This window comes from Micromonospora sp. NPDC005298, from assembly GCF_040607375.1.
GTDB lineage: Bacteria > Actinomycetota > Actinomycetes > Mycobacteriales > Micromonosporaceae > Micromonospora.
Genome location: NZ_JBEXGP010000001.1, coordinates 432,922 through 447,003 on the forward strand (window position 1 = coordinate 432,922; position 14,082 = coordinate 447,003).

Annotated in this window: 8 protein-coding genes and 1 pseudogene; 6 read left to right on the plus strand and 3 right to left on the minus strand. The window is 70.2% G+C overall.

Annotated features, from left to right (window positions below; all coding sequences use genetic code 11):
• Positions 1-38 precede the first annotated feature (38 nt).
• From ABZS77_RS02135 to ABZS77_RS02155, 5 genes are all read left to right on the plus strand, one after another.
• A complete protein-coding gene (locus ABZS77_RS02135; RefSeq protein ID WP_354815755.1) occupies positions 39-995 on the plus strand; it encodes a sugar ABC transporter permease in 957 nt (318 codons plus the stop codon).
• Positions 996-1,006: 11 nt separating this feature from the next.
• On the plus strand, positions 1,007-1,894 hold the full coding sequence (locus tag ABZS77_RS02140; protein ID WP_354815758.1) for a carbohydrate ABC transporter permease: 888 nt from the start codon (positions 1,007-1,009) through the stop codon (positions 1,892-1,894).
• 98 nt (positions 1,895-1,992) lie between these two features.
• A complete protein-coding gene (locus ABZS77_RS02145) occupies positions 1,993-3,645 on the plus strand; it encodes an alpha-amylase family glycosyl hydrolase (RefSeq protein WP_354815761.1) in 1,653 nt (550 codons plus the stop codon).
• Between the two features lie 141 nt (positions 3,646-3,786).
• On the plus strand, positions 3,787-6,642 hold the full coding sequence (locus tag ABZS77_RS02150; protein WP_354815764.1) for a discoidin domain-containing protein: 2,856 nt from the start codon (positions 3,787-3,789) through the stop codon (positions 6,640-6,642).
• Positions 6,643-6,832: 190 nt separating this feature from the next.
• Entirely contained in the window at positions 6,833-10,504 is a 3,672-nt protein-coding gene (locus tag ABZS77_RS02155) for a discoidin domain-containing protein (protein ID WP_354815767.1), read from the plus strand.
• 1 nt (position 10,505) lies between these two features.
• On the opposite strand, the gene ABZS77_RS02160 is transcribed toward ABZS77_RS02155, so the two are convergent.
• Complete coding sequence (locus ABZS77_RS02160; RefSeq protein WP_354815770.1) at positions 10,506-11,306, minus strand: crotonase/enoyl-CoA hydratase family protein; 801 nt, start codon at positions 11,304-11,306, stop codon at positions 10,506-10,508.
• Between the two features lie 183 nt (positions 11,307-11,489).
• Here ABZS77_RS02160 and ABZS77_RS02165 point away from each other — a divergent pair, with 183 nt between their 5' ends.
• A complete protein-coding gene (locus tag ABZS77_RS02165) occupies positions 11,490-12,341 on the plus strand; it encodes a Rieske 2Fe-2S domain-containing protein (RefSeq protein ID WP_354815773.1) in 852 nt (283 codons plus the stop codon).
• A 377-nt stretch (positions 12,342-12,718) separates the two neighbouring features.
• On the opposite strand, the pseudogene ABZS77_RS02170 reads toward ABZS77_RS02165, so the two are convergent.
• Together ABZS77_RS02170 and ABZS77_RS02175 are read right to left on the minus strand one after the other, a co-directional pair.
• Positions 12,719-13,669, minus strand: a pseudogene (locus ABZS77_RS02170) (LysM domain-containing protein); the annotation flags it as partial.
• A gap of 16 nt (positions 13,670-13,685) precedes the next feature.
• Positions 13,686-14,057 carry a hypothetical protein gene (locus ABZS77_RS02175; RefSeq protein WP_354817101.1) on the minus strand — a complete coding sequence of 124 codons (372 nt, stop codon included), beginning with the start codon at positions 14,055-14,057 and terminating at the stop codon, positions 13,686-13,688.
• Positions 14,058-14,082: the final 25 nt, after the last annotated feature.

Sequence of the window (14,082 nt, forward strand, 5' to 3'; positions counted from 1 at the left end):
ACCGGACCCAGACGTCACCGACTCACCCAGGAGTTGCCTTGGCGATCACCACCGTCCCGCAGGTCCCCCGGGAAGCGGGTCGTCCGCCGTCGCCGTACCCGGCGGGGCCGCAGCGTACGAGCCTCGGTCGCAAGGTACGGGACAACCTCACCGGTCACGCGTTCCTGATCGGCGCGGTGCTCTGCTTCGTCGTCTTCTCCTGGTACCCGATGGTGCGCGGAATCGTGATGAGCTTCCAGCGCACCCGGCGCGGCGAGACCACCTGGGTGGGCTGGGACAACTACACCCGCATCATCGCCGACCCCAGCTTCTGGCCCGCCTGGAAGAACACCCTGTACTTCACGGTGCTCGCGCTCGTGCTCGGGTACGCGGTGCCGTTCTTCGTGGCGGTCGTGCTCAACGAGTTCCGGCACGCCAAGGGGTACCTGCGGATCCTGGTGTACCTGCCGGTGATGCTGCCGCCGGCCTCGGCTCTCTACCTCTTCAAGTTCTACGCGTACGACCCCAGCGACGCGGGGCTGTTCAACGCGATCCTCAAGGCGCTGCACCTGCCCACGTCCCAGTGGATGCAGTCGCCGGAGATGACGATGCCGGCCATGGTGATCGCGTCCACCTGGATGAACATGGGCGGCGCCGTCCTGATCTACCTGGCGTCGCTCCAGAACATCCCCGGCGAGCTGTACGAGGCCGCCGAACTCGACGGTGCCGGGATCTGGAAGCGGATCCGTCACGTCACGATCCCGCAGACCCGGCTCATCCTCGCGCTCCTGGCGATGATCCAGATCGTCGCCACGATGCAGCTCTTCATCGAACCGCTGATCCTCGCCAACGGTGCGGGCGCGGAGGATTCCGCGACCACCGTGGCGTACCTCATCTACCAGCACGGGTTCTTTCAGAACGACCTCAACGGCGCTGCCGCACTGGGCGTGCTCATGCTCGTGGTGCTGGCCGGCTTCTCCGCCGTCTACGTGCGGCTGACTGCGAAACAGGACTAGGACGGCGCGGAATGGCACAGGATTCCGGAACCCGGACCCTCATCTCCCAGGCCCAGCTCCGCCGAGGACGCGGGCGGGTCATCTACTGGACGCTGCTCACCGTCGTCGTCGTGGGCTTCACGCTCGTCTTCCTCGGGCCGCTCTACTGGATGGTCACCGGCGCGCTCAAGTCCGGCCAGGAGATCGCGCAGACCCCACCCACGCTGTTTCCGAAGGACCCGCAGCCGCAGAACTACATCGACGCCTGGAACAACCTGGAACTCGCCAAGCTGCTGTTCAACACGTTCTACTACGCCATCGGCGCGGTGCTGTTCCAACTGGTTCTCGACGCGGCCGCCGCGTACTCGTTGTCGAAACTGCGGCCGGTCTTCGGAAACGTGATCCTCGGGCTGATGCTCGCCACGCTGATGATCCCGGCCATGGTGCTCATCGTCCCGCAGTACGTGACCGTGATCGACCTGCCGATCCTGCACATCAATCTGCTCGATTCGCCGTTCGCCATCTGGCTGCCGCTTGTCGCCAACGCATTCAACATCTTCCTGCTGAAACGATTCTTCGACTCGATTCCGGAGGAACTGATGGCGGCGGCGCTGGTGGACGGGGCGACGCCGCTGCGTACCCTCTGGTCGATCATCCTGCCGATGTCACGCCCGATCCTCGGCGTCGTCGCGATTCTGGCCATGACGGCGGTCTGGAAGGACTTCCTCTGGCCGAAGCTGGTCATGCCCTCACCGGAGACCCGCACGGTCAGTGTCGGCATCTACTCCTTCGCGGGCGGTACACCGATGAACGTTGTGATCGCCGCGTCGGTCATCGCCGCGATCCCGACCGTTATCGTCTTCCTGATCTTCCAGCGGAACATCATGTCCGGCCTGACCGCAGGCAGCATCAAGGGATAGCCACCACCGCAGACAGCGGAGCGAACAACGGCCGTTCGTCCGACACACAATCGCCACCGGCGTACCCGGCGACGTACTGACGCAGAAAGCAGGTGCTCGTGTCCACAGCAGACAGCAGTCCGTGGTGGCGTGGAGCGGTTATCTACCAGGTGTACCCACGCAGCTTCGCCGACGGCAACGGTGACGGCATCGGTGACATCGCAGGTATCCGGTCACGCCTGAACCACCTGTCCGCGCTTGGTGTCGACGCGATCTGGTTCAGTCCCTGGTACCCGTCGCCGATGGCGGACGCCGGCTACGACGTGTCCGACTACCGCGACATCGACCCGGTCTTCGGCACGCTCGGCGAGGCGGAGGCCCTGATCGCGGAGGCACACGCGCTCGGCATCCGGACCATCGTCGACGTCGTACCCAACCACTGCTCCGACGCGCACCCGTGGTTCCAGGCGGCGCTCGCCGGCGGCCCCGGGGCACCCGAACGGGACCTGTTCTGGTTCCGGCCCGGGCGCGGACCGAACGGCGACCAGCGGCCCACCGACTGGATCGGCGAGTTCGGTGGCGAGACCTGGACCCGGACCACCAACCCGGACGGCACCCCCGGCGACTGGTACCTGCACCTGTTCGCACCCCAGCAGCCGGACTTCAACTGGGACCACCCCCGGGTCCGCGCAGAGTTCGAGGACATCCTGCGGTTCTGGTTCGACCGGGGAGTCGACGGCATCCGGATCGACTCGGCCGGCCTGCTGGTCAAGGACGGGACGCTGCCCGAGGTCCTTCCCGGGCAGCCGCACCCGTTCCACGACCTCGACGGGGTGCACGACATCTACCGGGGCTGGCGGCGCGTCGCCGACGAGTACGCGGACCGGGCCCTGATCGGCGAGGTGTGGCTCCCGGACCGGCAGCGGTTCGCCAACTACCTGCGGTCGGACGAGCTGCACGCGGCCTTCAACTTCGACTTCCTCGGCTGCGCCTGGGACGCCTCGGCGCTGCGCGAGAGCATCGACGGGACGCTGAGCGCGCACGCCCCGGTCGGCGCGCCGGCCACCTGGGTGCTCTCCAACCACGACGTCACCCGCCACGTCACCCGCTACGGCCGTGCCGACACGACGTTCAGTTTCGCCGCGAAGCGCGAAGGGATCCCCACCAACCTGGAACTGGGCACCCGTCGTGCTCGCGCCGCCGCGTTGCTCTCCCTGTCGTTGCCCGGCGCCGCCTACGTCTACCAGGGCGAGGAGCTGGGCCTCTACGAGGTCGAGGACATCCCGTACGCGCTGCGCCAGGACCCGATGTGGGAACGGTCCGGTCGGGTCGACCCCGGCCGGGACGGCTGCCGCGTACCGCTGCCGTGGACCGGCGACGAGCCTCCGTTCGGGTTCAGCCCCGAGGGTTCGGCCGCGCCGTGGCTGCCCCAGCCGGCCGACTGGAAGGACCGGACGGCTCGGGCGCAGACCGGTGACGCGGCCTCGATGCTCGAGCTGTACCGGGCGGCCATCGCGATCCGCCGGGCCGAGGCGGCACTCGGGGACGGCGAGCTGAACTGGCTGCCCGCCCCGGACGGGGTGCTCGCGTTCAACCGGGGCGGTGGCTTCCGCTGCCTGGTCAACCTCTCCGACACGCCGGTGGCGATGCCCGCCGACGCGGAGGTGCTGCTGGCCAGCGGGCCACTCGACGACGGGCTGCTGCCGTCGGACACGGCCGTCTGGCTGCGTACCGCGGAGCTGCCCGCGGCGGACGGCGCCACCCGGACCTGACCCACAGCCGTGGTGCCGGCGGTCCCGTCCCGACCGCCGGCACCACACCACCCCGAAAGAGAGGAGGAACGGGAGAAGACGCGACGCGCCGCACCGCAACGGGGGGACCTGGCCTGCCTGACGAAAGGGAGAGCGCAGCTCATGGCCAACCACACCACCGGCACCCCGCACCACCTTCGACACCCGACCCGGGCAGGGTTGGCCGCCATCGCCGCCACCCTGCTCGCCGCGACATCGGTGACCGTCCTCGCGGTCACCGGCACCGCCACCCCGGCCTCGGCGGCCGGGTTGTCCCCCTTCGACATCGCCGGCCGCGGCGCGACAGTCCCGTTCGTCGAGCAGGAGGCGGAGAAGGCCGCCCACAACGGTACGAAGATCGGCCCGGACCGCCGCTACGGCACGCTGCCGTCGGAGGCGTCCGGTCGGGAGGCGGTCACCCTCGACGCCGTCGGCGAGTACGTCGAGTTCACGCTCACCGCCCCGGCGAACGCGGTCACGTTCCGGCTCAGCATTCCGGACAGCCCGTCCGGCACCGGGCGGGACGCCGCCATCGACCTGCGGGCCAACGGGACCGTGCTCAAGTCGGTGCCGGTGACATCGAGGTACGGCTGGTACTACGGCGGTTACCCGTTCAACAACAACCCGGGTGACACCAACCCGCACCACTTCTACGACGAGACCCGGGCCCTGTTCGGCAGCACCTATCCGGCCGGCACCAAGATCCGCCTCCAGGTCTCCTCGACCGCCCAGTCGCCCAGCTTCACCGTCGACCTGGCCGACTTCGAGCTCGTCGCGCCGATCGCCAAGCCCGCCGGCGTACTCGACGTGGTCACCGACTTCAACGCCGACCCGACCGGCGCGACCGACTCGACCGCGAGGTTCCAGGCGGCGGTCGACGCGGGAAAGGCCCAGGGCAGAGCGGTCTGGATCCCGACCGGCACCTTCACCCTCTGGGACCACGTGGTGGTCGACGGGGTGACCCTGCGCGGCGCGGGGCCGTGGTATTCGGTGCTCGGCGGCCGGCACCCCACCGACCGCAAGCGCGCGGCCGGCGTCTACGGCAAGTACGTCCCTGGCGGCGGCTACACCGGCGAGATCCGGCAGCACGAGGCCGGCGGTCCGAGCCGCAACGTCACGCTGCGGGACTTCGCCATCATCGGTGACATCCGGGAACGGATGGACGACGACCAGGTCAACGCCCTCGGTGGGGCGATGTCCAACTCGGTGGTGGACAACCTGTGGTTGGAGAACACCAAGGTCGGGGCGTGGATGGACGGCCCGATGGACAACTTCACCATCCGCAACAGCCGGATCCTGGACCAGACCGCGGACGGGGTGAACCTCCACACCGGGGTGACCAACTCGACGGTGACGAACACGTTCGTCCGCAACACCGGCGACGACGCGTTGGCGATGTGGGCGCAGAACGTGCCGAACGTCAACAACTCCTTCACCCACAACACCATCGGCGTGACGCTGCTGGCCAACCACCTGGTCAGCTACGGCGGTCGGGACATCAAGATCACCGACAACGTGACAGCCGACTCGCTGACCAACGGCGGCGGCATCCACGTCGCCAACCGATACCCCGGCGTGCAGGGCGCCACCGGAGTCCAGGGCACCTGGACGATCGCCCGGAACACCCTGATCCGCAACGGCAACTCTGACTACAACTGGAACTTCGGTGTCGGCGCGATCTGGTTCTCCGCCCTCAACGAGGAGTTCCAGAACCCCACCATCAACATCACCGACACCGACATCCTGGACAGCTCGTACGCGGCACTGCACTGGATCGAGGGCCAGACCAGCGGGATCAACCTCACGAACGTACGGATCGACGGCGCCGGCACGTACGCCCTCCAGGTGCAGGCGCCCAGCCAGGTGTCCTTCACCAACGTACGGGCCAGCAACATCGCGCAGAGCAACCCGATCCACAACTGCGTGGGCGGTGGCTTTCAGATCACCCAGGGCGCCGGCAACTCCGGCTGGTACACCCCGACCCCGTACTGCGGCCCGTGGCCGGCCCCGCAGTGGGGTGGCGGCCCGACCAGCCCGCCGCCGACCACCACACCCCCGCCCACCACCACGCCACCCCCGACCACCCCGCCGCCCACCGGCGGAAACCTGGCGCTGAACCGGCCGGCGACCGCCACCAGCACCAACCAGAGCTACACGGCGGGCAACGCGGTGGACGGCAACCCGGCCACCTACTGGGAGAGCGCCAACAACGCGTTCCCGCAGACGATCACCGTCGACCTGGGCGCGGCCCGGTCGGTCGACCGGGTGGTGCTCAAGCTGCCCGCCGGATGGGAGAACCGCACCGAGACGCTGTCGGTGCTCGGCTCCACCGACGGCTCGTCGTACACCACCCTGGCGTCGTCCGCCGGTCGGGTCTTCGACCCCGGCGCGGGCAACACGGTGTCGATCGGGCTGCCCGCCGGTGACCGCCGCTACGTCCGGGTCACCGTCACCGGCAACACCGGCTGGCCGGCCGCGCAACTCTCCGAGGTCGAGGTGTACGGAAGCACGTCCACCACCCCGCCGCCGACCACCCCACCGTCAACCACCCCGCCCCCCAGCGGAAACCTGGCGGCCGGACGACCGGTCACCGAGACCAGCCACTCCGACGTGTACGCCGCGACCAACGCGGTGGACGGCAACCCGAACACCTACTGGGAGAGCGCCAACAACGCGTTCCCGCAGTCGGTGACTGTGGACCTGGGCACCGGCCGAACGGTGTCCCGGGTCGTGCTGAAGCTGCCACCGTCCTCGGCCTGGCAGACGCGTACACAGACGCTGTCGGTGCTCGGCTCCACGAACGGCTCGTCGTTCAGCACCCTGAAGGCGTCCGCCGGCTACACCTTCAACCCGGCCAGCGGCAACACCGTCACGGTGACCTTCACGGCGAGCAGCCAGCGGTACCTGCGACTGACCGTCACCGGCAACAGCGGCTGGCCGGCCGGCCAGCTCAGCGAGTTCGAGGTCTATTCCAGCTAGACCGGCGGCCCCCGCCCGGCCAGGGCGGGGGCCACCCGGTCTGGGCCATCCGGGTGCAGCGCGGCCCCGGGTCGGCCACCGTCCCGTCCCCCAACCCGTCCCCCACCTGTCGCGGCACGACGGGCGTACCCCTGCACCCGTCACCGGGCAACGCACCACACCCCACCCCCGAAAGAGGTGTAGCGACCCCATGTCCAGAACCTTCACCAGACGAGGGACTCCGCCGAGCGGAGCGCCCCACACCACCAGCAGGATGCTCGCCGGCGCGCTCGCCGGCCTGCTCCTCGCCGCCGCCCCGGTCGTCACCCCCACGGCCAGCGCCGCACCGGCGGTCGACGCGTCCGCGTCCGCTGCCCGGATGGCTCTGCTCGCCGGGCTCTCGGCCACGATGACCGCCAGCAGCTACAACCAGAACTACGTGGCGGGCAACGCCAACGACGGCAACGCGTCGACCTACTGGGAGAGCGCCAACAACGCGTTCCCGCAGTGGATCCAGGCCGACCTAGGCGCCACGGTCAGCGTGGACCGGGTCGTGCTCAAGCTGCCGCCCGCGTCGGACTGGCAGACCCGCACCCAGACGCTGTCGGTGCTCGGCTCCACGAACGGCTCGACCTTCACCACCCTGAAGGCGTCCGCCGGCTACACGTTCAACCCGGCCAGCGGCAACACCGCCACCGTCAGCTTCACCGCTGCCAGCACCCGCTACGTACGGGTGCAGGTCACCGGCAACACCGGCTGGCCGGCCGCCCAGCTCGCCGAGGTCGAGGTGTACGGCGCCAGCGGCAGCACCGACACCCAGGCGCCGAGCGTGCCCGGCAACCTCGCCTACACCCAGCCCGCCAGCGGGCAGGTCCGGCTCACCTGGTCGGCGTCCACCGACAACGTCGGGGTGACCGGCTACGACGTGTACGCCAACGGCGCACTGCGCGGCAGCGTCAGCGGCTCGACGCTCACCTACACCGACAGCCAGCCCGACAGCGCCACGGTCTCGTACTACGTCCGGGCCAAGGACGCGGCCGGCAACCAGTCGGCGAACAGCAACACCGTGACCCGGACCGGCACCGGCAACCCGCCGACCGGCTCCAACCTGGCGGTCGGCAAGCCCATCACCGCCTCCGGGTACGTGCACACGTTCGTGGCGACCAACGCCAACGACAACAACGTGGCCACCTACTGGGAGGGCAACGGCAACCCGAGCACGCTGACCGTGCAGCTGGGCGCGAACGCCAGCCTCAGCCAGGTCGTGCTGAAGCTCAACCCGGACTCGGCGTGGGGCACGCGTACCCAGAACATCACGGTGCTCGGCCGGGACCAGGGCTCGTCGAGCTTCACCACGCTGGTCGGCGCGGCGAACTACACCTTCAACCCGGGCAGCGGCAACACGGTGACCATCCCGGTCTCCGGCGCGGCGGCCGACGTACGGCTCTCGATCGCCTCGAACACCGGCGCCCCGGCCGGGCAGGTGGCCGAGTTCCAGGTCTTCGGCACCCCGGCGCCGAACCCGGACCTGACCGTGACCGGCATGTCGTTCAGCCCGTCCGCACCCGTGGAGACCAGCGCCGTCACGCTCTCCGCGACCGTCCGCAACGCGGGCTCGGCGGCCTCCGGCGCGACGAACGTCAACTTCTACCTCGGCTCCACCCGGGTCGGCACCGCGTCCGTCGGTGCCCTCGCGGCCGGCGCCTCGACGACCGTCACCGCCAGCATCGGCACCCGGGACGCGGGCAGCTACCCGCTCAGCGCCAAGGTCGACGAGTCGAACACCGTCGTCGAGCAGGACGACACCAACAACAGCTACACCAACCCGAGCCCGCTGGTCGTCGCCGCGGTCGCCAGCTCCGACCTGGTCGCCTCGGCGGCCGGCTGGTCACCGGGCAACCCGTCGGCCGGCAACACGGTCACCTTCTCCGTGTCGATCCGCAACGCCGGCAACCAGGCGTCCGCGTCCGGCGCGCACGGCATCACCCTGACCGTGCTCAACGAGTCCGGCATCGTGGTCCGTACCCTGACCGGCTCGTACTCCGGTGTGATCAACGCCGGTGCGACAGTCGGCCCGATCAACCTGGGCACCTGGACCGCCGCGAACGGCAAGTACACCGTCCGGGTGGTCCTCGCCACCGACGCCAACGAGTTGCCGGTCAAGCAGGCGAACAACACCAGTGACCGCCCGCTCTTCGTCGGTCGCGGCGCCAACATGCCGTACGACATGTACGAGGCCGAGGACGGCGTGGTCGGCGGCGGCGCCAGCGTCGTCGGGCCGAACCGGGAGGTCGGCGACCTGGCCGGCGAGGCGTCGGGCCGGCGGGCGGTGACCCTCAACTCGACCGGCAGCTACGTCGAGTTCACCACCCGGGCCAGCACCAACACGCTCGTCACCCGCTTCTCCATCCCGGACGCCCCGGGCGGCGGCGGGATCAACTCGACGCTCAACGTCTACGTCAACGGAACGTTCCACAAGGCCATCGACCTGACGTCCCGCTACGCCTGGCTCTACGGCAACGAGACCAGCCCGGGCAACTCGCCGAGCGCGGGCGGGCCCCGGCACATCTACGACGAAGCGAACGTCATGCTCAACTCGACGGTCCCGGCCGGCAGCAAGATCCGCCTCCAGAAGGACCCGGCCAACACCACCACGTACGCGATCGACTTCATCAACACCGAGCAGGTGGCACCGATCGCCAACCCGGACCCGGCCCGCTACACCACGCCGACCGGCTTCACCCACCAGGACGTGCAGAACGCCCTGGACCGGGTGCGGATGGACACCACCGGCAACCTCATCGGGGTGTACCTGCCGGCCGGCAACTACTCCACCTCGTCGAAGTTCCAGGTGTACGGCAAGGCGGTCCAGGTGACCGGCGCCGGCCCCTGGTACACCCGGTTCAACGCCCCGGCGGGCCAGGACAACACCGACATCGGCTTCCGGGCCGAGAACTCGGCGGCCAACTCGTCGTTCAAGAACTTCGCCTACTTCGGCAACTACACGTCGAGGATCGACGGCCCGGGCAAGGTGTTCGACTTCGCCAACGTGTCGAACATCGTGATCGACAACATCTGGAACGAGCACATGGTGTGCCTGTACTGGGGCGCGAACACCGACTACATGACGATCAAGAACTCCCGGATCCGGAACATGTTCGCCGACGGCATCAACATGACGAACGGGAGCACCAACAACCTGGTCAGCAACAACGACGCCCGGGCCACCGGCGACGACAGCTTCGCGCTGTTCTCGGCGATCGACGCGGGCGGCGCCGACATGCGGGACAACGTCTACGAGAACCTGACGTCGACGCTGACCTGGCGGGCCGCCGGTGTGGCCGTGTACGGCGGCTACGGCAACACGTTCCGCAACATCTACATCGCGGACACGCTCGTCTACTCCGGCATCACCATCAGCTCGCTCGACTTCGGCTACCCGATGAACGGCTTCGGTGCCAGCCCGCCCACCCGGTTCGAGAACATCTCGATAGTGCGGGCCGGTGGACACTTCTGGGGCGGGCAGACCTTCCCGGCGATCTGGGTCTTCTCCGCCTCGAAGGTGTTCCAGGGCATCCGGGTCAGCGACGTCGACATCGTCGACCCGACGTACAGCGGCATCATGTTCCAGACCAACTACGTCGGTGGGCAGCCGCAGAACCCGATCACCGACACGGTCTTCACCAACATCTCCATCAGCGGGGCGCGCAAGAGCGGTGACGCCTACGACGCGAAGTCCGGCTTCGCGATCTGGGCCAACCCGATGCCGGAGGCCGGGCAGGGGCCGGCCGTCGGGTCGGTCACCTTCAACAACCTCCGCCTGAGCAACAACGCCGTGGACATCCAGAACCCCACGTCGACGTTCACCATCAACCGCAACTGATTCACCCGGTAGCCGACGCCGTCGGGAGGCCCGACCCTCCCGGCGGCGTCGTGCCGTGCCGGCCCTCGCCCGCGACGAACCGGGCCGCGCCGGCCGCCGCGTCGCTGGCCAGCGAGTCCATCCCGTACGCCAGCTCGGCTGCCATGGCCTCCGGCTCGGGCCGACCCGCGCCGGCCAGCACCGCCGCCCGGTCGTTGCGCAGGCAGGTCTGGGGATGCCGGGCGATCGTCGCCGCCAGCTCCTCGGCCGCGGCTCGCGCCTGGCCGGGCGGCACCAACCGGTTGACCAACCCCATCGAGTACGCCTCGTCCGCCGGCACCGCACGGCCGGTGAGGATCAGGTCCATCGCGCGGCTCTCGCCGATCAGCCGGGGCAGCCGGACCGTGCCACCGTCGATCAGGGGTACGCCCCACCGCCGGCAGAACACCCCGAGCGTCGCGTCGGACTCGGCGACCCGCAGGTCACACCAGAGCGCCAGCTCCAACCCGCCGGCCACCGCGTACCCGGAGATCGCCGCGATCACGGGTTTGCCGAGCGTCATCCGGGTCGGACCCATCGGCCCGTCCCCCTCGGGTTCGACGCGGTTGCCGCTCGGCGTGCCGATCGCCTTGAGGTCGGCGCCGGCGCAGAACGTGCCGCCCGCGCCCCAGAGCACGGCGACCGCCGCGTCCGGGTCGGCGTCGAAGGCCCGGAACGCGTCCGCCAGCGCCCGCGCCGTCGGCCCGTCAACGGCGTTCCGCACGTCAGCTCGGTCGAGAACGATGGTGCTGACCGCCCCGACCCGCTCCACCCGAACACTCACGCGCTCCAGCATGCCCGCCCCACCCCACCCCCACAATCCCCGTCGATCTTGCACTTTCGGGCGGTGTTTCGCGGCTTGTGCCGCCGATTCGTCGGAGCAGAAACCGCAAGATCGGCGGCGTGGGTGGGGAGGTTTGTCGTTGGGGACCGGTTTGCTACGGCGATCGCCGGGAAGTCGGTACTCGTGCGAGCACTTTTGACGAAAGTTGAGCAGGACTCCCGGCTGGACAGCGCTGGCGACCGGTTGCAGAAGATCGTCCTGGGGACGCTGCGGCCCCGCCGGCTGCGCGACCTGCTGCACGGGGTGACCCTCGGGCATCCGCTGCACCCGGCGATGGTGCAGGTGCCGGTCGGCGCGTGGATCAGCGCCGCGGTGCTGGACCTCATGCCCGGCCAGCGCCGACCCGCCACCGTGCTGGTCGGTCTCGGCACCGTGAGCGCGGTGCCGGCCGCCGTCGCCGGGCTCAACGACTGGGCAGCCCTGTCCCGCGACCAGCGGCGGGTCGGCCTGGTGCACGCCGCCGCGAACACGGTCGGCGTCGGCCTCTACGCGGGCTCGCTGGCCGCGCGGCTGTCCGGGCGGCACGGCGTTGGCCGCGCCCTCGGCTTCCTCGGCCTCTCCGCGGTGAGCCTCGGTGCCTACATCGGTGGCCACCTGGCGTACAAGCAGGGCGCGCAGGTCAACCAGAGCGTGTCCGAGTTGCACCGGATCAGCGACGGCTGGCACTCGCTGGCGGACATGGCCAGCCTGCCGCAGCGCACACTGATCACCCGTGAGGTGGACGACGTCTCGGTGATCCTCTACCGCCACGGCGACGAGGTCACCGTGATGCTGGAGCGTTGCCCGCACCAGAGTGGGCCGCTCGGCGAGGGCGAGGTGCAGGAGATCGACGGCCACGCCTGCGTGGTCTGCCCGTGGCACGGCAGCGCGTTCCGCCTGAACGGCGGCGAGGTCGTGCAGGGTCCGTCCGGCAACGACCAGCAGATCCTGCCCACCCGGATCGAGAACGGCATGCTCCAGACCCGCCTGCCCTGAGCGGCCGGGCGCACCAGACCCTCCGGTGACCGGTGGTGTCGCCGACGGCCGATATGCCTCCAGGTCATATTTATGACTCAGAGGTATGTCGCTCTCCGGGCAACTCGCCGGCGGACCGATCGTCCGTGGGGTCAGCTCCGCCGGTGGCGGCCGACCTCCGGACCGTCCGGCACGTCTTCGAGACCGTGCCCATCGGTGAACAACCCGCCGGGGCTGTCGTCGCCGACGCGGCCTTCGTCGCGTATCCGGGCCGGCACGCCGGTGGGCCCCGTCCCGCCGCTGTCACGAGCCGCCCCGGCGTTGGTCCGGGCCGTCCGGCCACTGCTGCGGCCCCCGGCGGTCCGGGACGTGGCCGCCAGGCGCGGTGCCGCACCGGCGGTTGCCGGGCGGCGGCGCAACCCGAGCACCGCGCCGATCTGGGCGCCGACGATGCTCGCCACGGCCAGCACCGCGGAGACCGCGAGCGGTCGGTTCACCCGGTCGGTGGCTCCGGCCCGTGCCGCGCCGACGGTCATCGTCGGCGGTTGACCGGCCGACTCCGTACCGCTGGATGGCGCCGGATCCGCCGGCCGCGGTGCCGTCCGCTCGGGCGCCGGGCGGGGCGCCGGCGGCTTCGGCGGGGTGGGTCGGCTCACCACCCGGCCGGTGGCGTGGAGCCGTCTGCCCTGGTCGGCGGCCTCGGCCGGCAGGCGGAGCAGCTGACCGGGGCGGATCTTGTCCGGATCGTCCAGCCGGTTCAGCTCGGCCAGTCTCCGGTAGTCGCCGAACTCGTCCAGGTACCGCTCGGCCACCTCGCCCAGGTAGTCACCCCGCGCCACCCGGTACACCGGTGCCGACGTGTCGGGTGGCGCGGCCGCGCGGGTCGGCGCTGCCAGGGTGCTGACCGCAGCCGGGGCGGGTTGGGTGTACGCCGGACCGGCGTGTACCGCGGCGGCGCTGGCGGCGGCCGGGCTGGCGGCGAGGATCAGCGCGACCGAGCCGACCAGGGCGGCTGCGGCCTTCTGCTGACGGCTCATCCCGGGCAGCTTCGGAGCTGGCCGGCGCAGGGTCTGCGCGCCCAGTTCGACGAGGACGGAGAAGGCGAACGTGGCCCACCCGAACCAGCCCGCGAGTGCCAGTCCCCGCAGGAAGAGTTGACCGTCGTCGCGGCTGGTCAGCGCGGTGCCCACCTCGCCGATGGTGGGCAGGTGGTCGGGCAGTGGGTTGCCGGCGAAGGCGATCAGCGCGATCGGCGCGCCGCCCAGCAACGCGCAGAGCACGACCAGCGCACCGACGCCGGTGAGGATGCGTCCGGTCCGCCGTACGACGGAACCACCCGATGCGGGCATGGCTGCCTCTCCCTTCCTATGGTCCTGCGGTGACGGCCCGCGCGGTCGCCTCGCCGGTGACGGTGACCGTCTGGGGGAAGCCGAACAGCCCGAGCATCGAGCGCTGGTAGGTGATCGTGACGGTCACCCGGATCAGGGTTTCCCCGCCGACCTGCGGGAAGCTCACGGTGTGGCCGGTCGTGCCGGCGGAGCCGAGGTAGTTGGCGACAGCCACGGTCGCCTCCGGCTGGTCGATCCGTTTCGGGCCGCCCTCGATCGCGGTGGCCCGGTCAATGGCCTGGCCGCCGGCCCGTGCCGCCTCCGCGGCCAGGTTGTCGGCGCGTTGCAGGGTGCGCAGCTGCCCCGCGCCGTCGAAGGAGAGGCCGACGATTGCCAGTACGCCGAGCATCGCCACCGCCAGGAAGATGCTCACC

What these genes read in the sequence shown, in the direction of transcription:
- ABZS77_RS02140 (WP_354815758.1), top strand. Translation starts at nt 1,007, where the DNA reads ATGGCACAGGATTCCGGAACCCGGACCCTCATCTCCCAGGCCCAGCTC.
- ABZS77_RS02150 (WP_354815764.1), top strand. Translation starts at nt 3,787, where the DNA reads ATGGCCAACCACACCACCGGCACCCCGCACCACCTTCGACACCCGACC.
- ABZS77_RS02155 (WP_354815767.1), top strand. Translation starts at nt 6,833, where the DNA reads ATGTCCAGAACCTTCACCAGACGAGGGACTCCGCCGAGCGGAGCGCCC.
- ABZS77_RS02175 (WP_354817101.1), bottom strand. Translation starts at nt 14,057, where the DNA reads ATGCTCGGCGTACTGGCAATCGTCGGCCTCTCCTTCGACGGCGCGGGG.